Source organism: Allobosea sp. 47.2.35, from assembly GCF_024655635.1.
Classification (GTDB): domain Bacteria; phylum Pseudomonadota; class Alphaproteobacteria; order Rhizobiales; family Beijerinckiaceae; genus Allobosea.
This window is the reverse complement of the sequence record NZ_JANLGI010000014.1, coordinates 90572-115692: the sequence shown is the minus strand read 5'-3', so window position 1 is coordinate 115692 and position 25121 is coordinate 90572. Positions and strand designations below refer to the sequence as shown.

At 68.1% G+C, this 25121-nt stretch carries 20 protein-coding genes; 7 read left to right on the top strand and 13 right to left on the bottom strand.

Features of this window, described 5'->3' with window-relative positions; genetic code table 11:
* Window positions 1–119 precede the first annotated feature (119 nt).
* Entirely contained in the window at window positions 120–1052 is a 933-nt protein-coding gene (locus NUV79_RS17565) for an acetamidase/formamidase family protein (RefSeq protein WP_257734393.1), read from the top strand.
* A 44-nt stretch (window positions 1053–1096) separates the two neighbouring features.
* Window positions 1097–2371 (top strand): M20/M25/M40 family metallo-hydrolase, encoded by a 1275-nt coding sequence (locus tag NUV79_RS17560; RefSeq protein WP_257734392.1) that lies wholly within the window; start codon window positions 1097–1099, stop codon window positions 2369–2371.
* Window positions 2372–2374: 3 nt separating this feature from the next.
* Here NUV79_RS17560 and NUV79_RS17555 read toward each other — a convergent pair whose 3' ends face one another.
* The 5 genes from NUV79_RS17555 to NUV79_RS17535 all read right to left on the bottom strand — a co-directional run bounded on the left by NUV79_RS17555 (window position 2375) and on the right by NUV79_RS17535 (window position 7549).
* Complete coding sequence (locus NUV79_RS17555) at window positions 2375–3427, bottom strand: aldo/keto reductase (protein ID WP_257734391.1); 1053 nt, start codon at window positions 3425–3427, stop codon at window positions 2375–2377.
* A gap of 71 nt (window positions 3428–3498) precedes the next feature.
* A complete protein-coding gene (locus NUV79_RS17550; RefSeq protein ID WP_257734390.1) occupies window positions 3499–4314 on the bottom strand; it encodes an ABC transporter permease in 816 nt (271 codons plus the stop codon).
* The gene (locus NUV79_RS17545) at window positions 4311–5147 is read right to left on the bottom strand and encodes an ABC transporter permease (RefSeq protein ID WP_257734389.1); all 837 of its coding nucleotides are present in this window, start codon (window positions 5145–5147) and stop codon (window positions 4311–4313) included. Before NUV79_RS17545 ends, NUV79_RS17550 begins: the two co-directional genes overlap by 4 nt.
* Window positions 5148–5287: 140 nt before the next feature.
* The gene (locus NUV79_RS17540) at window positions 5288–6418 is read right to left on the bottom strand and encodes an ABC transporter substrate-binding protein (RefSeq protein ID WP_257734388.1); all 1131 of its coding nucleotides are present in this window, start codon (window positions 6416–6418) and stop codon (window positions 5288–5290) included.
* A gap of 15 nt (window positions 6419–6433) precedes the next feature.
* Window positions 6434–7549: an ABC transporter ATP-binding protein gene (locus NUV79_RS17535; RefSeq protein WP_257734387.1), complete on the bottom strand. Its 1116-nt coding sequence runs from the start codon at window positions 7547–7549 to the stop codon at window positions 6434–6436.
* Between the two features lie 99 nt (window positions 7550–7648).
* Here NUV79_RS17535 and NUV79_RS17530 point away from each other — a divergent pair, with 99 nt between their 5' ends.
* Window positions 7649–8188, top strand: coding sequence for a haloacid dehalogenase (locus NUV79_RS17530; protein WP_374679291.1), 540 nt, complete (start codon window positions 7649–7651; stop codon window positions 8186–8188).
* 9 nt (window positions 8189–8197) lie between these two features.
* Here NUV79_RS17530 and NUV79_RS17525 read toward each other — a convergent pair whose 3' ends face one another.
* Window positions 8198–9997, bottom strand: a complete 1800-nt coding sequence (locus NUV79_RS17525) for a chloride channel protein (RefSeq protein WP_257734386.1) — start codon at window positions 9995–9997, stop codon at window positions 8198–8200.
* 106 nt (window positions 9998–10103) lie between these two features.
* On the bottom strand, window positions 10104–10583 hold the full coding sequence (locus NUV79_RS17520) for an Lrp/AsnC family transcriptional regulator (protein WP_257734385.1): 480 nt from the start codon (window positions 10581–10583) through the stop codon (window positions 10104–10106).
* 104 nt (window positions 10584–10687) lie between these two features.
* Here NUV79_RS17520 and NUV79_RS17515 point away from each other — a divergent pair, with 104 nt between their 5' ends.
* The 3 genes from NUV79_RS17515 (at window position 10688) to NUV79_RS17505 (ending at window position 13796) form a co-directional block, all read left to right on the top strand.
* A complete protein-coding gene (locus tag NUV79_RS17515) occupies window positions 10688–11872 on the top strand; it encodes a diaminopropionate ammonia-lyase (RefSeq protein WP_257734384.1) in 1185 nt (394 codons plus the stop codon).
* Between the two features lie 20 nt (window positions 11873–11892).
* Window positions 11893–12537, top strand: a complete 645-nt coding sequence (locus NUV79_RS17510; protein WP_257734422.1) for a glutathione S-transferase family protein — start codon at window positions 11893–11895, stop codon at window positions 12535–12537.
* Window positions 12538–12599: 62 nt separating this feature from the next.
* Entirely contained in the window at window positions 12600–13796 is a 1197-nt protein-coding gene (locus NUV79_RS17505) for a multidrug effflux MFS transporter (protein WP_257734383.1), read from the top strand.
* A 4-nt stretch (window positions 13797–13800) separates the two neighbouring features.
* On the opposite strand, the gene NUV79_RS17500 is transcribed toward NUV79_RS17505, so the two are convergent.
* Entirely contained in the window at window positions 13801–15951 is a 2151-nt protein-coding gene (locus tag NUV79_RS17500) for a transglycosylase domain-containing protein (protein ID WP_374679290.1), read from the bottom strand.
* 248 nt (window positions 15952–16199) lie between these two features.
* Here NUV79_RS17500 and NUV79_RS17495 point away from each other — a divergent pair, with 248 nt between their 5' ends.
* On the top strand, window positions 16200–16586 hold the full coding sequence (locus NUV79_RS17495; protein WP_257734381.1) for a DoxX family protein: 387 nt from the start codon (window positions 16200–16202) through the stop codon (window positions 16584–16586).
* Between the two features lie 76 nt (window positions 16587–16662).
* On the opposite strand, the gene trxA is transcribed toward NUV79_RS17495, so the two are convergent.
* From trxA to NUV79_RS17470, 5 genes are all read right to left on the bottom strand, one after another.
* A complete protein-coding gene (gene trxA, locus NUV79_RS17490; protein WP_257734380.1) occupies window positions 16663–16983 on the bottom strand; it encodes a thioredoxin in 321 nt (106 codons plus the stop codon).
* 117 nt (window positions 16984–17100) lie between these two features.
* Window positions 17101–17760 carry a DUF1345 domain-containing protein gene (locus NUV79_RS17485; RefSeq protein WP_257734379.1) on the bottom strand — a complete coding sequence of 220 codons (660 nt, stop codon included), beginning with the start codon at window positions 17758–17760 and terminating at the stop codon, window positions 17101–17103.
* On the bottom strand, window positions 17757–21269 hold the full coding sequence (gene addA / locus NUV79_RS17480; RefSeq protein WP_257734378.1) for a double-strand break repair helicase AddA: 3513 nt from the start codon (window positions 21267–21269) through the stop codon (window positions 17757–17759). The genes NUV79_RS17485 and addA overlap by 4 nt, the downstream gene beginning before the upstream one ends.
* Complete coding sequence (gene addB / locus NUV79_RS17475; protein WP_257734376.1) at window positions 21266–24373, bottom strand: double-strand break repair protein AddB; 3108 nt, start codon at window positions 24371–24373, stop codon at window positions 21266–21268. The genes addA and addB overlap by 4 nt, the downstream gene beginning before the upstream one ends.
* Window positions 24366–25106, bottom strand: coding sequence for a nucleotidyltransferase family protein (locus tag NUV79_RS17470; RefSeq protein WP_257734375.1), 741 nt, complete (start codon window positions 25104–25106; stop codon window positions 24366–24368). The genes addB and NUV79_RS17470 overlap by 8 nt, the downstream gene beginning before the upstream one ends.
* Window positions 25107–25121 lie beyond the last annotated feature (15 nt).

Genomic DNA, 25121 nt, shown 5'->3' with positions numbered 1-25121 from the left:
CAGCGGCCGGTCGCCGCGCATGCAGGGCGCCCCCTCGCCTGCGAGTGCTTCTCAAGCCGGGGGCTTGCTCCTACGGTCGCGGTCCGACACCGACGCGAACCCGGCTCAGGAAGGCTTCCATGGCGCGCCACAACTTCGTTCCCACGCAGTATTCGAACGTGCTCGCCACCTTGCCGCCGGTGCTGGAGATCGCCAGCGGCGACAGCGTCGTCACCACCACGCTCGATGCGGCCGGGTTTGGCGGCGACGGCGCGCAGCATGCCCCACGCGGCAACCCGATGACCGGGCCGTTCTTCGTCACCGGCGCGGAGCCCGGCGACGCATTGCTGGTCACGATCGAGCGGATGACGCCGAACCGGAAGACCGGCTGGACCTATTCGCCACTCGCGCCCGGCGTGCTCGACCCTTCGGTCCTGGCCGATCTGCCGAAGCGCGAGCGCCATGAATGGGCGATCGATGCCGAAGCCGGCACGGTGAAGCTGCTGGAGCCTTCCGCCCGGATCAAGGACTGGAGCTTCCCGCTCGCCCCGATGATGGGCTGCTTCGGCGTCGCACCCGAGCGCGGCCAGGCGATCTCGACCGCGACCAGCGGCGCCAATGGCGGCAATATGGACTACCGGCTATTCGGACCCGGCGCGACCATCGCCTTCCCGGTCTTCGTCGACGGCGCATTGTTCTTCCTCGGCGACGGCCATGCCTGCCAGGGCGATGGCGAGATTGCCGGCACCGGCGTCGAGACCTCGTTCGAGGTCGAATTCACCGTGAAGCTCCTGAAGAAGCAAAACCTGCGCTGGCCGCGCTGCGAGACCGAGACCGATCTGCTCGTCATCGCCAGCGGACGCCCGCTCGACCAGCCCCTGCAATTCGCCACGACGGAACTGCTGCGCTGGGTCGGCGAGGATCTCGGCGTCGATCCGGTCGAGGCGAGCCATCTGCTCGGACAGGCGGTGCGCTACGACATCGCCAATGTCTTCAACCCCGCCTATTGCGTCGCCGCCCGGCTGGAGAAAACCGAGCTGACGCGCGCCATGTCGTTCCGCACCGGCGGCTGATCTCCTCCATTCTCGCTTCGAAACGCCGACCAAGAAGACCGACCATGTCCACCGACAAAGCCGCCCTGAAAGCCGAACTGCTTCAGGCGATCGATCAGCGCCGCGACGAGATCATCGAACTGCTGCGCCGCTTCCTGCGCATCAAGAGCGTCAACCCGCCGGGCGACACGCGCGAGGCCGCCGCCTTCGTGCGCGAATTGCTCGATGCCGCCGGCGTCTCGCACCGCACCGAGGCCTTCGTGCCGGAGATGCCGAACATCATCAGCCGCTGGGAGGCCGGCCAGCCCGGCCGCCATCTCATGCTCAACGGCCATATGGACATCTTCCCGGTCACCAACGAGCGGCTCTGGGAGGCCGAGATCATCGACGGCAAGATCATGGGCCGCGGCGCTTCCGACATGAAGACCGGGACCCTCGCCTCGATCCTCGCCTTCTGCCAGCTCTATCCCCATCGCGAGAAGCTCAATGGCGCGCTATCGCTGACCGTGGTCTCGGACGAGCAGTCGGGCGGGCGCTACGGCACCAAATACCTGTTCGATGAATTCGGCGACGAGATGGAGGCCGATTGCTGCCTCAACGGCGAGCCGAGCGGCCTCGCCAATCTGCGCTTCACCGAGAAGGGCACGCTGCGCTTCTCGCTCTCGGCCAGGAGCATCGGTGGCCATGGCGGCTATGCTCATCGGGCGCGCAACCCGATCGCGGATGTGAGCCGGCTCGTGACCGCGATCTATGACCGCTACCATCTCAAGCTCGCGGAGTTGCCGCCCGACATCGACGCGGTGCTGACCTCGGCCGAGACGATCGCGGCGGCCGATCTCAACCTCGGCAAGGGCGCGGGCGACGTCGCAAGGCGCATCACCGTCAATGTCGGCATCCTGCAGGGCGGGCAGAAGGCGACGCAGATCCCGACGCATTGCATCGCCCATCTCGACATGCGCATCCCGATCGGCTCCGACCGCGACGCGATCCGCGCCGATCTCGAAACACTCGCCCGCGAGGCCGATTGCGAGATGGTGGTCAACGAGGATCACAGCTACCCGGCGAGCCTGACCGATCCGTTCAGCGAGATGGCCAACATCCTGCGCGGCAATATCCGGGAGCTGCTCGGCCATGACGCGCCGCCGGTCTCGAGCCTCGGCGGCACCGATACCCGCTATTGGCGCTGGCGCGGCGTGCCCGCGCTGATCTGCGGGCCCTCGCCGATCAGCATGGGCACCGACGAGGAACATGTCACCATCGACGAGGCGATCGCAGTGATGAAGCTGCATGTCGCCTGCGCGGTCGACTATCTCGGCTCGACGGGAGCAGCCACCAAGTAAGGCTCAGGTCTCTGGGACCGGCGCCGCTTCGCCGAGCAGTCCCTCGGTCTTCAGATCGCGCCAGAGCGTGGCCGGGACCGGCCGTGCGACGAGGTCGAGATTGCGGGCGACCTCCTGCGGCGTTACGGCGCCGAGCACGATCGTCGCCACGGCCGGATGGGAGGCGCAGAAGGCGAGCGCGGCTTGCGGCAGAGCGACGCGATGGCTGGCGCAGACCGCCTCGATCCGGGCGACACGCGCCAGTATCTCGGGCGGCGCCGGCTTGTAATTATAGAAGGCGCCGGGCCTGGCACCGGTGGCGAGGATGCCGGAGTTGAAGACGCCGGCCAGCATCACCGCGATCTTCTTCTCCAGCGCCAGCGGCAGGAATTCCGGTAGCGCGCACTGCTCCAGCAGCGAGTAGCGGCCGGCCAGCATCATCACGTCGAAATCGCCCGCGTGGGCGAAGCGCACGCACATCTCGGCCTCGTTGACGCCGACGCCGATCGCCTTGACCGCGCCAGACGCGCGCAGCTTCTCCAGCGCGCGATAGGCGCCGTCCATGGCCTCGGCGAAGCGCTGCTCCATCCGGTCACCATGGGTCCAGACATCGACATCGTGGATCAGCAGGATGTCGATATGGTCGGTGCCAAGCCGGAGCAGCGATTGCTCGAAGGAGCGCATCGCGCCGTCATAGGAATAATCGATCACCGCCGGATGCGGCAGGCCGCCGGCATAGCCGGAGCCGTCGCCTTTCGGCTGGCCGGCCTGCATCCAGCGCCCGACCTTGGTGGAGATGATGACACTCTCGCGCGGCACGCTGCGCAAGGCGGCGCCGATACGGTGCTCGGAGAGGCCGTGGCCGTAGAGCGGCGAGGTATCGACGAGATTGATGCCGGCCGCTAGCGCAGCACGGACCGTGTCCTGCGCCGTCACCTCGTCGAGATGACCGTAGAGATCGCCGAGCGGCGCCCCGCCGAAGCCGATCAGGCTGGGGACAAGCCCTGCGAAGGGCCGGCCACGCGGAACTGACTCCGGAATCGCCCCGGATCGAGGGAGTTCAGCAGCGTTCGTCATCGCGGGTCCGCAAGGCAGGAGGGAGCGGCAGAGTTGCGGATCGCCCGAGGGCGCGCAAGCCCGCCCTTGCCTCAGGCCCCGACCTTGGCGAGCACATCGGCCCGCAGGAAGCGCTCGATGAACAGCATGAACAGCACCGAGGGCACGAGCAGGATCAGCGCCGTGATCGAGGCGACCTGATAATTGCCGCCCATCGCCGCGTTGTAGAGCAGCAGCGGCAGCGTCGTGACCTGCGGCACGCCGACGAAGAAGGTGCCGGTGAACTCGTCGAGCGATTCCAGGAAGACGAAGATGCCGCTCGCGATGATGCCGGGCGCCGCCAAAGGCAGCGTCACCGAGAAGAAGGTCTTGAGTGGTGAAGCCCCGATATTGCGCGCGGCGAGCTCGAGATCCTTGTCGACGGCGGCGAAGGCCGCTGCCGCGATCCAGACGGAATAGACGAGACCGTGCGCGGCATGGACGAGCACGACCGCGAAGACCGTGCCGTTGATCCCCAGCGAATAGAAGACGCGGGCGACGTTGATATAGATCGCGACCGAGGGAAAGGCCTGCGGCAGCAGGAAGAGCACCATGAAGAAGGCGCGGGCCGGCAGCTTGAGCCGCGCCAGCGCGTAGCCGGCGGGGATCGAGAGCGCGAGCGCGACGAGAACCGTCAGCACCGCGATCCAGACCGAGGTCGCGAGCGAGGCCATAGCGTCGCCGGTCGGCCGGAAGACCTGTTCCCAGTAGCGCGTGCCGTAGACGACCGGCAGCTTGTAGGGCGTGTACCAGCGCTCGGCGACGGACCAGAGCGCCAGGTTGACCAAGGGTCCGATCAGGAAGAAGGCGAAGGCCGCAAGCGCGAAGGCCGCAAGGACCATGCGCAGGCCGGAGACGGCCCGGATCATGGCGTGCCCTCCTTGGCCATGCCGCGCTTGAGGTAGATGATCGCAGCACCCGCCGAGATCAGATAGGTGATGACGCCGAGCGCGTTGGCCGTGGCGTAGTCGCCATAGGCGTTGATGCGGAAGGCCATGTCGACGGTCAGCATGGTCGGCTGCGAGCCAGCAACCATCATTGGCACCGAGAGCACCGAGAGCATCGTCACGAAGGAGAGGACGAGCGCGACGAGGAGCTGCGGCATCACCTGCGGCAGCGCGAGCTCGACGAGGACGCGCATGCGCGAGGCGCCGAGATTACGGCCGGCCTCCAGCGTGGCGCGATCAAGCGCTGCGAGCGCGCCGGCGAGCAGCAGCGCGACGAAGGGCGTCTGCTTCCAGACGAAGGTCGCGATGATGCCGCGCCAGTCGAGGAAGCTCACCGCCTGCAATGGCTCCATCAGGCCCATGGAGACGAAGGTGTTGTTCATCAGGCCGTTCTTGGCGAGGAAGGTGCGCATGCACTGCGCCGCGACGATGAAGGGGATGAAGAGCGGCCAGCGATAGAGCGCCTTCAGCGTGCCGACAATGTAGCGGTTCTCGCCGAGCGTTAGCGTGCCGGCGATGATGATGGCCGCGAGTCCGGTGAAGAAGCAGGAGGCGAGCACGATGACGACGGTGAAGACGACATCACCGGAATAGAGCTCCCAGGCCTTGCCGAAGGCCTGCAGCGAGAAGCCGCCCTGCGGCCCGGTGAAGGCCGAGATCAGCGAGAAGCAGAGCGGATAGAGAAACAGCGCCGCGACGAGCGCAAGGCCGGGCGCGATCAGCAGCAGAGCGAGGTTGCGTTGGGAAAGGGACATTCTCGGTTCCGGCTAACCAATCGCGTAGGGCTGGAAGGGTCGTCATGGCCGGGCTTGACCCGGCCATCTCTTCAACCAGTGCGAGCTGGCCGTGAAATCCTCGGGTCAGGCCCGAGGATGACGGTTTCTCAGGACGAACCTCAGTTCGCGACCTTCTTCTCGTAGCCTTCGAGGATGTCGTTGAAATAGGGCGCGATCGGGAAGGGCTTGCCGTTCTTGGCGAGTTCGGCCGGGGTGACGTCGGTGAAGAGTTTGTCCCAGGCGGCCTTGTCGAGCTTGCCCTCGAGGTTCTTGGCGTCGATGCCCGGATACCAGTTGAACTTCTTGACGATACCGTCGGCCTGGACCTGCGGCGAGGTCGCGAGCGCGATGAAGGCCTCGGCCAGCTTCTTCTGGGCCGATTTCTCCGGCACAGCGTAATACATGGGCTGGCCGGGCATGCCGGGCGAGACGAGCTTCAGCTTCATGTTCGGCGGCAGCTTGCCGTCGGCCTGCCAGGAATAGAACATGTCGACCCAGACCGGGCCGATGGCGATCTCACCGCGGTTCAGCATGTCGAGCGTGCCGGCATTGCCGGGGGTGATCACGGCGTTCTTGTTGAACTCCTTGAGATCGGCGAAGGCCTTGTCCCAGCTGGTCTTGGTGGCCGCGTCATAGGGGCCCTTCATCAGCTTGTCGGCGTCGCCGCCGAAGGCATAGACCCAGCCGGCGACGAAGGAGACGCCGGACATGCCACCCTTGATGCCGTTATAGCCGAACTGCTTGGGGTTCTTCTTGGCCCAGTCGGCGAGCTCGGCGAAGGTCGCCGGCGGCGTCTTGACCATATCGGCATTGTAGGCGAGCGCGGTCTGCGACTGGAACATCGGGATGACGAAGCCGCCGACATCGGTGCCGAGCGCGTTCTTGGCGGCATCGCCCGTGGCGAGCTTGGCCGTCTCGACATTGCCCGTGTACTTGTTGAGCAGGCCTTCCTTGACCATCTGGCCGGCGGCCTTCTGGTGGATGACGACCACGTCGAAATCGGTGGTGGCGGCGCCCTTCTGGGCGTCGAGCTTCTCGTAGATCTTCTGTGAGCCGGAATCGCCCGGGCCGGTGCCGACCGAGACGACCTTCACGCCCGGATGGGCCTTCTCGAACATCGGCCCGAGATAGTCCTTGACGTAGTCGACCATGTTCTGGTCGCCGGCGGAGGCGACGTTGAGGGTCTGCGCGGATAGCGGCGAAGCCACGATCAGCGCGGCGAGCGAGCAGGCAAGCGTGAGGATGCGCATGTGTCTGACTCCCTGTCAGGCGGCGATCCCGGCCTCGGTCGCCGGGAAGATGTGAAGGCGCTGCAGCGGAATGCGCAGCCCGACCTTCGTTCCGAGTTCGTGACGGGCGACATCGTCGACCGTGATCTGGCGGCCGGCGGCTTCCACCTTGTAGCGGTAGATGCCACCGGGATAGGCGCGCGCGGCGATGGTGCCGGGGACGACGAGATCGCCGTCGCCGGCCGCAGCATCATGCGCGTCGAGGCGCGCGACGTCGTCGCGGAAATAGGCGAGCGCCTCGCCGTTCGGCAGGGCTGCCGTCGCAGCGCCTGCGAGCGTCGCGCGGGCCGCGCCGGCCACGACAAGGGCCTGTCCTTCACCCTTGGCGATGTTGAGCGGGAGCACGTTCTCCGCACCCATGAAATTTGCGACGAAAGCGCTGGCCGGGCGGTCATAGACCTCCTCGGGCGTGCCGACCTGGGCGACGCGGCCGGCCTGCATGATGACCAGCCGGTCGGCCATGGTCATCGCTTCCTCGCGATCGTGCGTGACATGGACGGCGGTGAGGCCGAGGCGCTGCTGGATGGCGCGGATCTCGTGGCGCATCACCATGCGGATCTTGGCGTCGAGATTGGACAGCGGCTCGTCGAGCAGGAGGATGCCGGGATCGATGGCGAGCGCCCGGCCGAGCGCAACGCGCTGGCGCTGGCCGCCGGAAAGCGCGGTCACCTTGCGGTCCTCATAGCCGGAGAGACCGAGAAAGCTCAGCATCTCGCCGACCTTGGCCGCGATCTCGGCCTTCGACTTGCCGCGCAGCTTCAGGCCGTAGCCGATATTCTGCAGCACGGTCATATGCGGCCAGAGCGCATAGGACTGGAAGACCATCGCCATGCCGCGCTTTTCCGGCGGCAGACCGGCGACATCGCGGCCGCCGACGACGATCGAGCCGTCCTCGGCCGGAACGAAGCCGGAGAGCGAGCGCAGCAGCGTGGTCTTGCCGCAGCCGGAGGAGCCGAGAAGCGCGGTGAAGCTGCCGGGTGTGAAGTCCAGATCGATGCCGTGCAGCACGCGCGTGCCGCCATAGGCAACCTTGAGACCGCGCACGCCGATGGCCGCGCCGCTACCCGCTGTCGCTTGCGTTTCCGGCTGCAAGGCGCCTACTCCCCCGGTTCTGCTCTTATCGCCTGACAATGGAATATTTCTTCCACAATCGGCTCCGTTGAAATAAACGTTACGCACGGGGCGCAGTCTATGCAAGAGCTTTGTGAAAGGCAGATGACAGTGCGGATTCATTCTCTCTGGCTGATGCCGGCACCTTCCGACGAAGCGCTGTTGACCGGGATTGTCGGCGAACTGTCAGACCGTTTCGGCACGCCGTTCTTCGCGCCGCATCTGACATTACAGGGCGACACGGAGACGACGCCTGCCGCGCTGGAGCGCGCGATCGTGGCGGCTGCCAGTGCGGTCGAGGTCTTCGCGGAGCCTGTCTCCATCGTCGAGGGAAGCGATGCCTATTTCCGCTCGTTCTATGCCCGCTTCGCCGTCTCGCCGGCCCTGGCGAAGCTGAAGCAGGCGCTCGATTCCGAGGGCCTGGCCAGCTTCATGCCGCATGTCTCGCTGCTCTACGGTCCGGTCGAGGCCTCCGCAAAGGCTGCGGCCATCGCGGAGATCGATGCCCGCCTCGCCGGCCGCCCCATCCGCTTCGACCGGATCGGCATCGTGACCTCCGGCCAGGATGTGCCGATCGCGGACTGGCGCGTCGTCACGAGCGTCGCCCTGCCTTCGGCCTGAGCCTTCCAGCTATTCCCCGGTCAGCTCGCGGTTGCGGCGGCTGACCTCGTCGCTATAGCGCTTGATCGCATGCGCCTCGCTGAGGATGCCGACGATGCGGCGGCTGTCGCGGTCGGCGACGACCGGCAGGGCCTCGCTCTCGGCCTCCTCGAACAGCTTCAGCGTGTCGCGCACCGTCATGTCGGCGAGCAGCATCCGATCGGGATTGCGCAGGAGATGGCGCACGGTGCGCGGCGCGGGCTCGGCAGCCGCTTCCTCGTCCAGTGCCGGATCGGGCTCGTAGAGCGCACCCGGCGGCACCATCCCGGCATAGGCGTCGCCGGAGCCGATGGCGACGAGATAGCTGGTCGAGCCCGGCGGGTATTTCAGCCGCGCCTCGGCGATGCTGGCGTCGGCCGCGATCTTCGGCACCTCCAGGCGCATCATGCTGCCGGCGGTGAGGTCACGCATCCAGCCGACATCATGGGCGCCGCGGATGCTCTCGCCACGCAAATGGAAGCGCCAGGTCGCGAAGGAGAAGCCGAAGAGCCGGCGCGTCACCAGCGAAGCCGCGCCGGCCGCGCCGACGACCGCGAGAGTCAGTTTGAGGTCGCCGGTCATTTCGAGCGCGAGCAGCGTCATGGTCATCGGCCCGCCAACGATCGAGACCGCGAGCGAGCTCATGCCGACCAACGCGAACAGCGTCTCGTGACCGGCCAAGTTCGGGAAGGCGAGCGTCAGCAGGCCGATGAAGAGGCGCCCGGTCAGCACGCCTAGCAGGAGCGAGGCGAAGAACAGGCCACCGCGGAAGCCGGAGCCGATCGAGACCGAGGAGGCCAATGCCTTGGCGACGAGCACCAGCGCGAACAGCGCGAGGCTGGCATCGATGCCGAGATAGAGATTGATCGCGCCATGGCCGGCCGAGAACACCGAGGGGTTCCAGACCGCGAGCGCGCCGACCAACAGACCGCCAAAGGCAGGCCTGAGCCAGGTCGGAATCCGCGAGCGGCGGAAGCCAGCTTCGACGAAGGCAGCCGCGCGCATCACGACGATGCCGACGAGCCCGCAGGTGGCGCCAAGCATCACCACCAGAGGCAGGTTCGCCATGGTGATCAGCCCGATCGGCGGCACCTCGACCGCAAGCAGCGAGGGCGAGAGCAGGCTATGCGTCACCGTCGCCATGAAGGTCGCGGCCATCACCGGCACGAAGGCGGCGATCGAGTAGCTGCCGAGGATCAGTTCGAAAGCGTAGAAGGCGCCGGTCAGCGGCGCATCGAAGGCCGCGCCGATGGCCCCGCCGGCGGCGCAGCCGACCATGAGGCGCATATCCGCCCGGCGCAGCCGCAGGCGACGCCCGATATGCGAGGCGAGCCCGCTCGCGGCCTGGGTATAGCCGGCTTCGAGTCCGACAGAGGCGCCCGCGCCGCTGGAGCCCATGGTCTGGAGCGCGACGAAGGCACTGTCGCGAAAGGACATGCGCCCGCCATGCAGCGCATTGGCCTCGATCGGGTCGATCGGCTGCTTGCGGCGGCGGAAGAACAGCCAGGAGGCGAAGCCGATGGCGAGGCCGCCGAGAACCGGCCCGGCGACCGCCCGCCAGGCGGGAATCGTGGTGGTGATCGAGAGCCGCTGGCCAGGCGCGAGACCGAAGATCAGCTCATGCAGGAGCTGCGTGGTGAAGGACATCGCCAGCACGACCAGCCCGGCGAGCACGCCGACCATGGCGGCCAGCGCCACGATGCCGATCTCGCTGGAGCGGACGAGCGCGCGCCAGCCTTGCGGCGCTTCGCCCTCTCCGGCCGGCATGTCCGAGGCTTTCACGGTGATCACGGCAAGGCCCGCCAGGCTCGTTCGTCACGTCCGTTCGCGGTCGCATATCGAAGCGGCCGGAACAAGACGGCCCGGCGATAGCCGCCCTGCTCCCGTCGCGGGGCAACTAGGGGATGGGCACGCCAAGCCCCGTCTTGACCCGATCCATCGCGACAAAGGAACGGAACTTGCGGATATTGGGATTGGCGAAGAACAGGCGCCGCGTCAGCGCCTCATAGGCCGCCATGCTCGGCACCAGCACGACCAGCATGAAGTCGACCTCGCCAGTGACGTAATAGCATTGCTGTACCTCCGGCGCGGCGAGGAAGGCGCTCTTGGCCGCGTCGATGTCGGGCGCGGTCTCGCTGACCAGCTCGATCTCGACGAAGAGCGTGATCGGGTGGCCGAGCGCGGCGGGATCGACCACCGCGACATTGGCGCGGATGACACCGGTCGCCTCCATCCGGCGGATGCGGCGCTGCACGGCCGGCGCCGAGAGATTGACGCGCTCGCCGATCACCCGCTGCGGCGTGGTGTTGTCTTGCTGGAGGATCGTGAGGATCGCCCGATCGAAAGCGTCGAGATCATGAGCGGTCGGCTCGGCCATGCCTCATCCTGTGAAAGAAACTTGCAAGGTGGGGGACCAAATCCAGCGCCTTTTTCGCCCACGATGCAATATCCATTCGGGCAATCCAGCCAGACGAGGCCGCCATGTTCCTGCTCAACCATCATCCGGACTACCGGTCCGCCCTGCATCCGGAGGATGTCGAGACACTCGGGCCGGCCGGAGCGAACGCGATCGCAGCGCATCTGGCGGAGCGGCCCAACCATGTGCCGACGCCGCTGCACAGCCTGCCGGCTCTCGCCGCCGCGCTCGGCATCGGCGCGCTCTTCATCAAGGACGAGGGCCAGCGCCTCGGGCTCGGCAGCTTCAAGGCGCTCGGCGGCGCCTATGCGGTGATCCGGCTGGCGCTTGAGACGGCATCCGAGGCGCTCGGCCGGCCGCTCGGCGATGCCGACATGAACGACCCCGCTGTCCGCGAGGCGGCGGCCGGCATGACCTTCGCCTGCGCGACTGACGGCAACCATGGCCGCTCGGTGGCGCAGGGCGCGCAACTGCTCGGAGCCAAGGCTGTGATCTTCGTGCATGGCGGCGTCAGCGACGAGCGCGTCGCGGCGATCGCCCGCTTCGGCGCCGAGATGGTGCGCGTCTCCGGCACCTATGACGATTCCGTGGTCGAGGCCGCCCGCGTCGCGACCGAGCGTGGCTGGACGATCGTCTCCGACACCTCCTGGGAAGGCTACGAGCGCATCCCCGGCCTGGTGATGCAGGGCTACACCGCCATCGCCCGCGAAGGGCTGGCCGAGATGCCCGAGCGGCCGACACATGTCTTCGTGCAAGCTGGCGTCGGCGGCATCGCCGCCGCGCTCGCCGCACAGATGCAAAGCAGCTTCGGAGAGGCACGGCCGTTCTTCACCGTGGTCGAGCCATCGCGCGCGGCCTGCATCTTCGAGGCGGCCAAGCGCGGCAAGCCCGGCAAGATCCCGCATGGCGCACCGACCGTGATGGCGATGCTGGAATGCTATGATCCCTCGCCCTTGGCGCTGCGCGTGCTCTATCGCGCCGCCGATGCCTTCATGACGGCCGAGGATTCCGATGCCGTCGAGGCGATGAACCGCCTGGCTCGCCCGAGCGCGGGCGACCCTGCCATCGTCGCCGGTGAAAGCGGCGGGGCCGGGCTCGCCGGATTGCTGGCGGCCTTGCGCGATCCGCAGGCGCGCGCGGCGCTGAAGCTCGACGGCCAATCGCGCGTCTTCCTCGTCAATACCGAGGGCGCGACCGACCCCGCACGCTATGCCGAGCTCGTCGGCCTCAAGCCGGAGGAGGTCGCGTGAGCGCGCCGTCCAGCGAGCGGTTGACGCTGCATTCGCAGAGCCATTCGCCCTATGCGCGCAAGACCATCGTGTTCGCGCATGAGGCCGGGATCGCCGATCGCCTCGACATCGTCGATCAGGAGACGAGCCCGACCAACCGGAATCCCGAGATCTTCGCGGTCAATCCGCTCGGCAAGGTGCCGGTGCTGATCACGCCGGAAGCCGGCGCGATCTTCGACTCGCTGGTGATCTGCGACTATCTCGACGGATTGCATGGCGGGCGCCGTTTGATCCCCGCCGATGGCAAGGCGCGCTGGCAGTCGCTGCGCCTGCACGCCATCGCGCAAGGGCTCTGCGATGCCGGCATCGCCTTGCGCTGGGAGACGCTGCGCCGGCCGGAGCCTCTGCGTTACCCGCCCCTTCAAAAGGGGCAGACGGCCAAGCTGGTCGAGAGCTTCGACGTGCTCGAGCGCAGCGAAAGCCTCGATGAACCCGTCCATATCGGCCATATCGGGCTGGCGACGGCGATCGCCTGGCTCGAATTCCGCGACCTGCCGGATTTCCGCTCCGGGCGTCCGCGATTGACACGCTGGTACGAGGCCTTCTCCGAGCGAGCCTCGATGCGGGCGACGGCTTATCACGGCGAAACGCAGGACCGACCGGCGGCCCAGGCCATTGCCGGATGACCGGCTGACGTCGTAGCAGGGCCGGGCAGCGCGGCCCGTTCCGGCCACGCCGGAGGCCCTGCATGACGCTTCGTCCCGATACGCTGGCGATGACCGCCGTGCTCGCCATGCTGACGGCGCTTGGGCCTCTCTCGACCGATTTCTACCTGCCGTCGCTGCCCGAGATCGCGCGAGTGATGCAGACCGATGTCGCCGGCGCGCAGGCGACGCTGTCCTCTTTCCTGTTCGGCTTCGCCGCCGGGCAGATTGTCTGGGGACCGCTTTCCGACAGGCTGGGGCGCAAGCCCGTCCTGCTCGCAGGGCTCGCCCTGTTCGGGCTGGCGACGCTGGCCTGCGCCTTCGCCCCCTCGATCGGCGCGCTGACGCTGGCGCGGGCCTTCCAGGCGCTCGGGGCATCGGGTCCGATCGTGCTCGGCCGCGCCATGGTGCGTGATCTCTATGACGGCCCGCGCGCCGGGCGCGAGCTCGCACGCATGGGCATGATCATGGGGCTGGTCCCGGCGATCGCGCCGGTGATCGGCGGCGTCCTGCAGGTCGCCTTCGGCTGGCGCTCGACGTTCATCGCCTCGCTCGCCTTCGGGCTGATGCTCGCGGCCGTCATCGTCACCGTGATGCCGGAGACGCTGCGGGCGCGCTCGCCGCAGCCGCTTTCCCTCGTCAGCATATTCCGGGGCTTCGGCACGCTGCTGCATAATCGCGCCTTCCGCGTCTATGTCGCGCTGACGGCGCTCGCCTATGCCGGGCTCTTCGCCTTCATCTCCGGCTCGTCCTTCGTGCTGATCGGCGTCTACGGACTCTCGCCGATCGCATACGGCTTCTCCTTCGGCTTCGGCGTACTCGGCTACATCCTGGGCACGATCATCGCGCAGCGGCTGGTCGGGCGGCGCGGCATGGACGGGGTCATCGCCATCGGCGTCGCCTGCCTCGCCGGCGGCGGCGTGATCATGCTGATTTGCGTGCTCACCGGCTTCGGCGGCGCGGCCGGGGTGGTCGTGCCAATGGCGCTCTATGCCTGCGGCGTCGGGCTGACCATGCCGCAGGCCCAGGCCTCGGCGATGATGCCCTTCCCCGACCGGGCCGGCGCGGCCTCGTCCTTCAACGGGCTCTGCCAGATGCTGCTCTCGGCCTGCGTCGGGCTGCTCGTCGGGCATCTCCTGAAGAACGCCGCGCTGCCCTTGCCGCTGGTGATGTCGGCGCTGGGCGTGACCGCGCTCGTCCTGTTCCGCGCGACGCGAGGCATCCGATCGGCGAAGGCTTAGGACCTCAGCCGCCGAAGAGCCGCTCGAAGAAGTTCTTCTCCTGCGGCCGGGGGGGCACCCAGGCGCGATCGCTGGTCGGCGGAGGCGCTTCGAGCTGACGGGCATCCGCCACCGGTGCCCCATCGCCGATCGCCTTCGGAGCGCCCTGCCAGAGGCCGCCCGGCAACGGAACGGGCTGCGCACCAGCATGGGCCGCCTTCATGTACTTGCCCCAGATTTCGCCGGGCAGGCCGGCCCCGGTGACGCGCTTCATCTTCGAAGCGTCGTCATTGCCGACCCAGACCGCCGTGACGAGCTTGGCGGTGAAGCCGACGAACCAGGCGTCGCCATAATCCTGCGTCGTGCCGGACTTGCCGCCGACCTGCCAGCCCGGGATGTTGAACTTGCTGCCGGTGCCGCCGTTCATCACGCCGTTGAACATGGTGTTGATCATGGCGAGGTTCTGCGGCTGGATGACCGGGCCGAGATTCGCGGCCTTGCGGGCATAGACGACCTTGCCGTTGGTCTGCCGCACCTCGCGGATGACATAGGGCAGCACCGACTGGCCACCATTGGCGAAGGTCGCATAGGCGGCCGTCAGCTCCAGCGGCGTCACCTCCGATGTGCCGAGCGCCAGCGACAGATTCGGCTGCAGGGCCGAGTTGATGCCGAGGCGCTGGGCCGTGCGGATGACCTCCCTGGGCGTCACCTCCTGGATCAGGCGGGCGGCGACCGTGTTGAGCGAATGCTGCATCGCGGTCGCGAGCGTCACCGGGCCGCGATAGTTGCGCGAATAGTTTTCCGGCTCCCAGCCCTTGATCGAAACCGGGGCGTCGTCGCGGATGGTATCCGGCGTCATGCCCTTCTCGAGCGCCGTCAGATAGACGAAGGGCTTGAACGAGGAGCCCGGCTGGCGGCGCGCCGCCGTGGCGCGGTTGAACTGGCTCTTGGTATAGTCGCGCCCGCCGATCAGCGCGCGGATGGCACCGTCGGGCGCGAGCGAGACGACCGCGCCCTGCGACGCGTTCAGCTTGGCGCCCTGCGCCGACAGCGCATCGACGAGCGTCGTCTCGGCCGAGGACTGCAGCTTCGAATCGATCGAGGTCAGGACGGTGACGTCGCCCTCGACCGCGCCGATGAAATCGTCGAGCACGTCCATGACGTAGTCGGCGGCGTAATTGACCGAGCCGGCACCGACCCGCTCGGGCACTTCGGCCGGCGCGGTCAGCGCGGTCTTGGCCGCGGCCTGGGTGATGAAGCCCTGATCGGCCATCGCGGCGACGACGAGCTGGGCACGCTTCTCGGCCAGATCGGGATTGCGGTTGGGCGCGAGCCGCGACGGCGCCTGGACGAGACCGGCCAGCATCGCGGCCTCCGCGATCGTCACCGAGCGCGCGGACTTGTTGAAATAGCGCTGCGCGGCCGCCTCGACGCCATAGGCGCCCGAGCCGAAATAGACGCGGTTGAGATAGAGTTCGAGGATCTGATCCTTGGTGTAGGTGCGCTCCAGCCAAAGCGCCAGGATCGCCTCCTGGATCTTGCGGGCTGCCGTGCGCTCCTGCGTCAGGAAGAGGTTCTTGGCGAGTTGCTGGGTCAGCGTCGAGCCGCCCTGCGCCACGCCGCGCCCACGCAGATTGGTGACGAGCGCGCGGGTGATGCCGATCGGGTCGATGCCGAAATGATCGTAGAAGCGCTTGTCCTCGATCGCGACGAAGGCGCGCGGCAGATAGGGCGGCACCTCGCCGATCGTGATGGTGCGTCCGCCGGTCTCGCCGCGATTGGCGAGCAGCGAACCGTCGGCGGCGAGGATCGCGATGTTCGGCGGCCGCTTCGGCACGGTGAGCTGGTCGATCGGCGGCAGTTGCGAAGCGTGATAGGCAACCACACCCCCGACGCCGATGAGGCACCAGAGGCCAAGCACCATCGACCAGTAGAACAGGCCGCCCAGGAACGAGCGGCGGCCGCGACGGCCACGGCGCTTGCCGCCGCCGCCACGCTTGTCGCGCCTCGGCGGGTTGCGGAGCTGCCGGCTCGGCTCGGGCTGCGCCGCGGCCTTCTGAAAGCGAGAGGGGCGATCGTCTGGAGAAAGGCGCATGTCACCGTCCACGTGACGCTCGTCACGCTCATAACCAAAGGAGGGCTCGCGCCGCTCGCCTCGTGCAATCCGGTCGTTCATCCTGCCCCGTTTTCGGCCGCCAAGCCGCCTCGCGATGCGGTCAGGTCACACAGGATTCAAACATGGCGCTTTTAAGGGTTCGTAAAGCGTGCAATGCGGCACAGCGATCACAGCCGTCGCGCAAACGTGATCGAACTTGCAAACACGCAAACGCAAACGTCATCAACCGGGATATTGCGCAAAATCAGGGGGCTCGCCTAGAACCCGAAGCTGGAATATCCGAGCTATACGCAACCAAGGACCACCGCATGCAGTTTCTGTCGCGCTTCCAGCCCTATGCCCTCGGCCTGCTTCGCATCTTCGCCGCGCTGAGCTTCATCTCGCACGGCACGCAGAAGCTGTTCGGCTTCCCGGCTGCTCCGTCCTGGGGCCTGCCCGCCGCAATGAGCCTGCCCTGGACCGCAGGCGTGCTGGAGATCGTCGGCGGCGCGCTCGTCCTCGTCGGCTTCTTCACCCGCCCGGCCGCCTTCGTCCTCTCCGGCCTGATGGCGGTGGCCTACTGGATGGCCCATGGCTCGAAGGGCTTCTATCCGCTGCTGAACGGCGGCGAGGCGGCCATGCTGTTCTGCTTCATCTTCCTCTACATCGCGACCGCCGGCCCCGGCGCCTTCGCGCTCGATTCCCGCAAGAACTGACATTTGACGACGTTCAAACGAGAAAGGCCCGCTTCCTCATCGGAAGCGGGCCTTTCTTCGTATCCGATCCGGCAAATCAAACCGCCGCGGAAATCCAGCGCGAGAGATCGCTCTTGGGGGCCGCGCCGACCTTCTGCGAGGCGAGCTTGCCGTCCTTGAACAGCATCAGCGTCGGGATCGAGCGGATGCCGAACTGGGCCGGAATCTGCTGATTCTCGTCCACGTTCATCTTGACGATCTTGACCTTGCCGTTGAGCTCGGTCGCGATTTCCTCGAGCGCCGGGCCGATCATGCGGCAGGGGCCGCACCATTCCGCCCAGAAATCCACCACGACCGGCTCGGAAGCCTTCAGGACGTCGGCCTCGAAGCTCGCGTCGGTTACCTTGCTCGTTGCCATGACTGGCCGCCTTTCGGTTTCAATGGGAGGCAATGCCACCCTTCGCCAGCGAAGCTATGAATGCCGGCCCCCCGGGTCAAGGCGCGTGCATTGCAGGGCTGAGGTGAAACCGGCGCGTCACGAGCCGCCCGACACCAGGCTCGCCCCGACATTGATTGCCATCGCCAGGATCGAGGCGTTGAAGATGAAGGTCAGGATCGAGTGCGCCAGCACGATGCCGCGCGCATGGCGGGTGGTCACGGCAATGTCCGAAGTCTGCGAGGTGCAGCCGATCGTGTAGGAGAAATACAGGAAATCGACATAGTCGGGGTCGGCCTTGCCGGGAAAGTCGAGGCAGGGCTCGGCCTTGCCGCCGCGATAGTAGATGCCGGCATAGTGCAGCGTGAAAAAGGCGTGCAGCAGCGTCCAGGAACACAGGATCGTGACGCCGCCGAGCGCGAGGTGGATGCCGCGCTGATCAGCCGGCAGCGCACCGATGCCGCTGAGCTGGACGACGATGGCGGCAAGGCTCGCGCTTGCCGCGAGGCAGGAGATCACGAGAATGGCGAGCGCGCCCTCGTCCTGCTGCTCCGCCCGCGCCCGGATCTCGTCGACCGTCTCGGTGAACATCGTCGTCGCCAGCAGGCCGAGATAGAGGATCGCGCCGGCATCCCAGGCCACCAGCAGCCGCGTCGCCCAGCGCCATTCGCCGGGCAGCAGCAGGGTGAGCACCGCCCCGGCGGCGAGCGCGATGAGCAGGCGCGGGCGCAGCGACAGGGAATGCGGCACGAATCTCATGGCGTGGGCGCTCCCGCGACGATGCCGGCACTCTCATCGGCTGCCAGCACTGAGAGCGCCGCGTCGAGCCGGCCGGCATCCAGCTCGAAACAGGTCAGGCTCGCCGTGTAGATCGCCAGTGCCCGCACCTGTCGGCCCGGATAGATTTCCCGCATCAGCGCGGCATAGGCGGCGAGCTGGGCGATGGTCGTGACGGGTATCGCACTCACCGTCTGCGGAGGCCGGGCCGTGGTCTTGAAATCGGCGACAATGACGCTCTCCGCCGTGATCGCCAGCCGGTCGATCCGGCCTGACACCGCGCGCAGTTCGCCGTCCGGCATGCGAATCGAGCCCGCGACAGGCACCTCCGCGAGAGCGTCCGCGGCGAACAGCCCGGCCAAGGCGGGAACCGCCAGCAATTGCAGGGCATCGGCCACGATGGTTGCCCGCCGCTCGGGCCGCAGGGCTCCGCCACGCGCTTCGGCCAGCGCTTCCGCCGTCGCGAGTCGGCGCGCCTCGGGAACGCTCGGCAGGACTTGCAGCAGGACATGCGCCAATCGGCCGGCCGCCGCCGCTTCGGCGAGGAAGGGACCGTCGCCGGGCCGCTCTTCGCCATCGGCGGCCGTCAGCGCGCTCGACGGCTTCAGCGGCGGCAGAGGCTCGGCCTCGCGCAGGACGCGCCTGCCCAACCAATGCGGAACGGGAACCGAAGCGGCCTCTCCGGCCGCGTGACCGGTCTCCTCCTCCACCGCCACCGGCACTGAGACCATGAAACGCTGCGTGGCGTCGTCCCCCTCGCCGATCAGCTTCAGGCCGGCATCCGACCGCATCAGCCCCTGCTCGATCATCGCGTACCAGCTGCCGGGCGGGGGCTCGCCCTTGGGCTGGACGCCACAGACGATCAGGCGGTCCTCGGCACGGGTCATCGCGACATAGAGCAAGCGGTGATGCTCCTCGACCATCTGCCCGACGACCACGGCCTTGGCAGCCGCCGTGGCCTGAACATCCTCCGCGGAAGCCGGCGGCCAGAGCGGCACGATCTCGCCTGACGGCGTCGGCACGGCCAGGATTTTCGGCAGGCGCCGCGCGCCGGGCTCGACACCGAGATCGGCGAGGATGACGATTTTCGCCTCAAGGCCCTTCGAGCCATGGACGGTCATGACCCGGACCTCGCCAGCGCTGGCCGAGAGATCGCGCTTCACATCGGCGGCGCTACCGGCGACATGCTGGAGGAAGCCGGAAAGCGAGGGGCCATAGCGGCGCTCATGGTCGAGCGCAGCGTTGAGGAAGGCGTCGAGCGTATCACCCGCCTCTGCGCCGAGTCGGGCCAGCGCGAGATTACGCCCGCCGCCCGGGCCGAGCAGGTCGGCGAAGAAGCGGAAAGGCCCCTGCCGCCCGGCCTGCTGCGTCCAGCGAACAAGTTTCGCTTCGGCCTCGGCATAGCGCAACTCGTCAGCCGCCGCCTCCTGCAAGGCGGCACGCAGCGAGCCCTTACGGTTCGGCGCGAGGCGCAGGAGATCGTCGTCGTCGAGATCGATCAGAGGTGTCTTGAGCGCGGTCGCAAGCGTCAGATCGTCGTCAGGCAGGAGCAGGGCACGGCCGAGCACGACGAGGTCCTCCACCGCCGGATGCTCGGCCAATGTCAGCCGGTCTCGGCCGGCGACGGGGACGCCCGCATCCTTCAGCGCCTTGACGATCGCCTCGAACAGCGCGCCGCGCTGGCGCAGCAGGATCATGACGTCGCCGGCCGCGAAGGGATGGCCGAGATCGTCGCGGCGGTCGCGATGCCAACGCTGCAAGGTCCGCGCGATTCGCTCGGCAAGCTTCACCGTGCCGCTGCGCCGCTCGGGCGCATCGACCGGTGTCGTCCAGGCATCGGGCGGCTCGCCGGTGTCATTGGCGGCAAGCGGCCAGATGTCGACGGTGCCGGGCGCGTTGCGGCGGACGGTGTCGTGGATCTCCGGCCGGGCCGCGCCGTCGAAGACGAGGCCGCGTGCATGCTCCGGCAGGGCGAAGACGGCATCGACCGCCTGCATGATATCCGGCGCCGAGCGGAAGGAGGTGTTGAGGCTGATCGCCTCGAAATCCCGCTCCGCCGCCCGGATGCGCTGGCCCAGCGCGCGACGCTCCTCGCCGAAGGCGGAAGGCGCCGCTCCCTGGAAGCCGTAGATCGACTGCTTCTCGTCGCCGACGACGAAGATGGTGCGCGGCTTCGCCCGGAGATCACCGCCGCTGGTGAACTCTTCGGCGAGCTTGCGCAGGATCGCCCATTGCGCCTCGCCGGTGTCCTGCGCCTCGTCGAGCAGGATGTGGTCGATGCCGGCATCGAGCTTGTAGAGCACCCAGGCAGCCTCGACCCGCTCCAGCAGCGAGCGCGTGCGCGCGATCAGGTCGTCATAATCGAGCAGCGAACGCAGGCTCTTCTGGCGCTGGTAGCAGGCGAGCATGCGCGTCACCAGCAAGGCGAGCGCCGCGCTGCGGTCGCGGATCGCGACGGCGTTCAGCTGCTCGGAAGCACCCAGAACACACGCAGCGAGTGCTTCTAGCGTAGATAGAAGCACTCCTTCGTATGCGGACTTACCCGTGCCGCGAATGTGGTTCTTTATCGTTCTCTCTGGCTTCTTTTTATCGGGCTTCGTGAGCAGGCCCTCGCCGCAAAATGCAATTGGGTCGCCGTCGTCGCCCCCCACCAACAAGGTCCGCAGGCTGCCTGCAAAGGTCTGGCGCGTGTCGCTGCCAGTCTGGAGAGCTTCGATCAGTGCATGCAATCCCGGCAGAGCCGCTAGATCGGCACGGAAGCGAGTCCTGACGGTATCAGCCGAGAGATCCGGCGCGATGCCGAGGAGAGTGGCGATACCGGCGGTCACTGAGCCCGCGTCGCGGGCGCGGCCGTTCTCGTCGCTGAACAGGGTGCGCTGGCGCAGCGCCTCTTGGAACATGGTCTCGAACGAGTCTTGTGCCGCAAGCCGCGCGAGCAGGTCGAGCGCGCGGGCTTCCGGCCCGTTCGGCTCGGCTGCGACGAGGGCGAGCAGTTCGCGCCGCGCCGCGCGCAGCATCTCGGCCTGCGCAAGGTCATCGGCGACCTCGAAACGGGGCGGCACATTGGCCTCGAAGGGCGCCGCCTGCAGCACGCGGGTGCAGAAGGCGTGGATGGTCTCGATGCGTAACCCGCCCGGCGTCTCCAGCGCCTCGGCGAAGAGGCGCCGCGCCTTGGCGCGCTCGGCCATCGTCGGTACCTGACCCGTGAGATTTGCCAGCTCGCGCCCCAACGCCTCGTCGGGCAGTGTCGCCCACCCCGCCAGCGCCCTGAAGATGCGGTTCTCCATGTTGGCGGCCGCGGCCTTGGTATAGGTGATACAGAGCATGCGGCCGGGTGCGACATCGTCAAGCAGCAGCCTGAGCACGCGGTTGACCAGAACATGGGTCTTGCCCGAGCCGGCATTGGCCGAGACCCAGGCGGAGAGGCCGGGATCGGCGGCTAACGCCTGGCGCTGGTTGGTCAGCGGTGGGACGATCCAGCCCGGCTTCATGCCTCGCCCCCTTCGTCGCCATCGGACGCGGCCGACCATTCCTTGACGCGCGCGAGATGGTCGTAGGGGCTGGCATAGCGGATATAGTCGGGCGCGCGGCGCGAGACGAAGGGTTCGCGGCCGGAGCGCAGGGCGTCCAAGTATTCGAGCAGGCGCTCGAGATGGCGCGCGGCGACATCGGCCAAGGATTCGTCGCCGAACTTGAGCGGCGCGCTCGCTCCCCAGCCCCTGGGATCGTGGTGAAGCTTGACATAGAGCACGTCGTCGACCGGCAAGGGCCCGGAGAGCCCCTTGAAGCCGGCCCGCGCCGCCAGATCAGCTTCCAGCGTCAATTGCGGGGCAAAGCCCTTCTCGACCTGCTTCTTGGAGGGCGGTGCCCCCGTCTTGAAATCGACGATGCGCAGCGAGGGCTTGCTTGTCAGCTCGACCCGGTCGGCCTTGCCGCTCAGGCGGAATTCGCTGCCATCGGCGAGCGGAAAGCTCGCGGCCGTGAAGAGTTCGACGCCGATGCGGCCGATATCGCCGCGCCGGTTCCCCTCCCAGCGGATGAAATGGCCGGCCGTCAGCAGGAAGCGCGGCCACCAGAAGGCCTTGACCTCCGGCACGCCGTCATAGGCACGGAAGAGCCGGGCGCCGATCCCGATCAATTGGCCGAGCGCATCGGCCGGCAAGCCTTCGGGATAGGTCTTGGTGAACTCCTCGACGATGCCGTGCAGCAGCTTGCCGCGATCCTGCGCGGTCGGGTCCGCCACGAGATCGTCGAGCGCGTCGAGCTTCAGGATCTTGCGGGCATGGATCTGGTAGGGGTCGCGGTAGAGCGTCTCGATCTCGGTAACGCTGAGCGAGAGCGGCTGAAGATCGCGCGGCGGGCGCGGCGCCGGACGGCTGATCGGTTTCGCGTCGCCAGGAGCGCTGAGCACGCCGGCCAAGGCCCGCAGCTTCGCACCGTCCTCCACGGCGTTCGCCCAGACCGGTTGCGGCGTCACCGCCTGCAGGCGCTGCCAGAAGCGCGAGGCGATGGTCTCGGACTCACCGGCCTTGCGCGGGCGCGTCAGCGTCACTTGCGGCGCCAGCGCCGCCATGACGAAATCATGCGCGGTCTGGCCGACGCGCCGCTCGGGCGGGGAGAGGCCGAGTTCGGCCCGCATCGGCCGGTTGATGAAGGAATCGGTGGTCGTCTGCGGCGGCCAGACAGTCTCGTTCAACCCGCCGAGCACGACGTGATCGGCCTCAAGGAGGCGCGCTTCGAGCAGGCCCCAGATCGCGACGCGCGGGTAGCCCGGCGCCGCGCGCTTGACCACGGTCTCCGCCAGCAGGCCATCGAGGATGGCGACGAAATCCCGCGCCGTGCCGTTCGGCGGCATCACGGCTTCGGCCCCGGCCAACTCGTCGAAAAGTCCGGCCAGCGCCTCGCCGTCGGGTCCGACGAAAGCGAGCGGCGTGCCCGTCTCGCTCGTGCTGAAGGCGGTGACGGCTGCGCGCGCCGCCGTCACCACGGCGGCCAGTGTCGGCTTCTCGGCGGCGAAAGCCTCGCGCAAGATGGCGCTGGCCGCGCCCAGCGCCTGCAGCACCTTGGCGGCGGCGGCCTGATCCTCGGCAGTCAATCGTTTGCGCGGCCGCGGGACATGCCCGCTCTCGCGGATTGCCTCCCAATTCGCGAGAGCGGCTTCCAAGCCCGGCATCCCTCGGCCGACCGTCTCGCCGCGCCATGTCCCGATGTCGAGTGCGGCAGCGCCCTGCGCCAGCGCATCCCGGCCGAGCCCCAGGCGGCAGAGCGGATGCGCGAGCAAAGGCACGAGCGCGACCGGCGCCATCTCCGCCAGCACCGCTTCAAGGACGAAACGCAGCAGCGAACCGGCGGGCCAGCGCCCGAGCGGCAGGCCGGCAGAATCATCGACCTCGACGCCCCAGCGCCTGAGTTCGACGGCGACGCGCTCGGCGAGGCCGCGATCCGGCGTGACCAGCGCCGCATGGGCGCCGGGCCGTTCCAATGTCTCGCGGAGCGCAATGGCGACGATCAGCGCCTCCTCGCGTTCGTCGGCGGCCTCGACGACGCGAAGGCCTTCGAATCCCTCGGCCGCCACCGCTTCCGGGATGCGCGTGCCGATATCGGACCAGAGTTCGGTGACAGAGGCCGGCAGCATCGCCTCGCGCAGCAAAGCGGCCCGCGCACCGCGCGCGGCATCGGGCTGCGACAGCTCGCGCACGTCATCGCGGACGGCTTCGAGCGTCTCCATCAGATGATGCAGGGCCGCTTGCGGATGGGAGGGCGCGGGCTCCCTTGCGATCGCATCCCAGGCGCGCTGATCCAGGCCGAGATCGATACCGGGCAGGACCACGGCGCCGTTCGGCAGGCGGGCAATGGCGGCAAGCAGGCGCGCTGTCGCCGGAACCGTGCCGGTCGAGCCAGCGGCGATGATCGGCCCGGTCGCGCCGCCGGCGATGAGCCTGTCGCGCTCGGCCGCCAGCATGCGGTTGCGGAAGGCGGCGGGGTCGCAGGCGCCGCGCTCATCCAGAATGTTCGGCCAGGCCTCGCCGAGAATGGCGAGGAATCCGGCATTGAGCTGCCAGACCCGGTCGAAGCGGGCGGCATCAAGCGAGGCCAGCCGTTCGACCGGGACGCCCTCGGTCTGCATCTGGTCGAGCAGGGCGGCGAGGTCGCCGGCAAGCCCATAGGCCTCGGCCAGCGTCGCGGGTACCAAGGCGGGTTCGCTCGGATCGAGCCGGAGATGGTTGCGATTGGCGGTGCGGCCCCAGGTATCGACCAGCCGCGTCAGCAGCATGCGGCGTTCGAGCGGTGCGATCGGGGCGACGCGTGCCTCAGCCCAGGCGCCGGCGCCGATCAGCGCCGTCTCGGCCTCGTCGACATCGCCGAGCGGCACGATGCGGGGCAGGAGCAGTGGCCGGTCGCCGAGCTTTCCCGCGAGGATCGCGGCAAAGGCGCGGGCGGCGCGGCGTGTCGGCAGGTAGAGCGTCGTCCGCGCCATCGCGGCGGGATCGGCGGGGTCGTGGACCGGCCCGAGCCGGCCGTCCAGCATCGCCTGCGCCAGCACCTCCAGGAAGGGCGCGCCGGCCGGGATGCTGAACAGGTTGAGCTCAGGCATCGACCGGCTGGGCGGCGGCGAAGGCAGCCTCGGCCGGCGCGATCGCCTCCGGCCGGTCGACATGCAGCCAGCGCCCCTGGAGGACATGGCCGGAAAGGCGCCCGCGCGCGATGGCGCGGTCGAAGAGCAGATTGAACGAGAAGGAGACCGGGGTATCCACGAAGAACTCCGGCGTCACGATCCCGATGCCGGCATAGACGTAGGGCGCGTTCGCGGCCGTTCCCCGGCGCGTCAGGCGCCCGTCCTCGTCGCGGAAGAAATCGCCGGGGCCGTTGAAGCCGACGCTGCTCTCGCGCTCCGCCAGCAACAGCAGCATGTCCATGGTCCCGCCGTTCCAGGCGGCGGCCATCGCCCCGAAATTCGAGATGCCCTGCTCGCTCCAGAGCGAATCCGAGTTGACGCTGAAGAACGGACCGTCGCCGAGCAGCGGCAGGGCCTTCTTGGCGCCACCACCGGTTTCCAGCAGTTCGCCACGCTCGTCCGAGATCACGATGCGCGGGCGCGTCCGGCCGGCGAGATGCGTCTCGACCTGCCCGGCGAGGTGATGAACGTTGACGACCGCCTCCTCGACGCCGGCATCGGCCAGCCGGTCGAGCGCATGGTCGAGCATCGCCTTGCCGCCGATCTTCACCAGCGGCTTGGGCAGCGTGTCGGTGATCGGGCGCATGCGCTGCCCGAGGCCGGCCGCCAGCACGATCGCCCGGCGGATCGGCGGGGAAGCGGTTGTGGTCACGCGAATCTCCGTGTC

Bases quoted from the DNA above. Each gene is read 5' to 3' on its own strand.
- NUV79_RS17500 (WP_374679290.1), bottom strand. From the start codon at position 15,951: ATGAACGACCGGATTGCACGAGGCGAGCGGCGCGAGCCCTCCTTTGGT.
- addA (WP_257734378.1), bottom strand. From the start codon at position 21,269: ATGAAGCCGGGCTGGATCGTCCCACCGCTGACCAACCAGCGCCAGGCG.
- NUV79_RS17505 (WP_257734383.1), top strand. From the start codon at position 12,600: ATGACGCTTCGTCCCGATACGCTGGCGATGACCGCCGTGCTCGCCATG.
- trxA (WP_257734380.1), bottom strand. From the start codon at position 16,983: ATGGCAACGAGCAAGGTAACCGACGCGAGCTTCGAGGCCGACGTCCTG.
- NUV79_RS17550 (WP_257734390.1), bottom strand. From the start codon at position 4,314: ATGATCCGGGCCGTCTCCGGCCTGCGCATGGTCCTTGCGGCCTTCGCG.
- NUV79_RS17520 (WP_257734385.1), bottom strand. From the start codon at position 10,583: ATGGCCGAGCCGACCGCTCATGATCTCGACGCTTTCGATCGGGCGATC.
- NUV79_RS17495 (WP_257734381.1), top strand. From the start codon at position 16,200: ATGCAGTTTCTGTCGCGCTTCCAGCCCTATGCCCTCGGCCTGCTTCGC.
- NUV79_RS17545 (WP_257734389.1), bottom strand. From the start codon at position 5,147: ATGTCCCTTTCCCAACGCAACCTCGCTCTGCTGCTGATCGCGCCCGGC.
- addB (WP_257734376.1), bottom strand. From the start codon at position 24,373: ATGCCTGAGCTCAACCTGTTCAGCATCCCGGCCGGCGCGCCCTTCCTG.
- NUV79_RS17565 (WP_257734393.1), top strand. From the start codon at position 120: ATGGCGCGCCACAACTTCGTTCCCACGCAGTATTCGAACGTGCTCGCC.
- NUV79_RS17560 (WP_257734392.1), top strand. From the start codon at position 1,097: ATGTCCACCGACAAAGCCGCCCTGAAAGCCGAACTGCTTCAGGCGATC.
- NUV79_RS17555 (WP_257734391.1), bottom strand. From the start codon at position 3,427: ATGACGAACGCTGCTGAACTCCCTCGATCCGGGGCGATTCCGGAGTCA.
- NUV79_RS17485 (WP_257734379.1), bottom strand. From the start codon at position 17,760: ATGAGATTCGTGCCGCATTCCCTGTCGCTGCGCCCGCGCCTGCTCATC.
- NUV79_RS17530 (WP_374679291.1), top strand. From the start codon at position 7,649: ATGCAAGAGCTTTGTGAAAGGCAGATGACAGTGCGGATTCATTCTCTC.
- NUV79_RS17540 (WP_257734388.1), bottom strand. From the start codon at position 6,418: ATGCGCATCCTCACGCTTGCCTGCTCGCTCGCCGCGCTGATCGTGGCT.
- NUV79_RS17515 (WP_257734384.1), top strand. From the start codon at position 10,688: ATGTTCCTGCTCAACCATCATCCGGACTACCGGTCCGCCCTGCATCCG.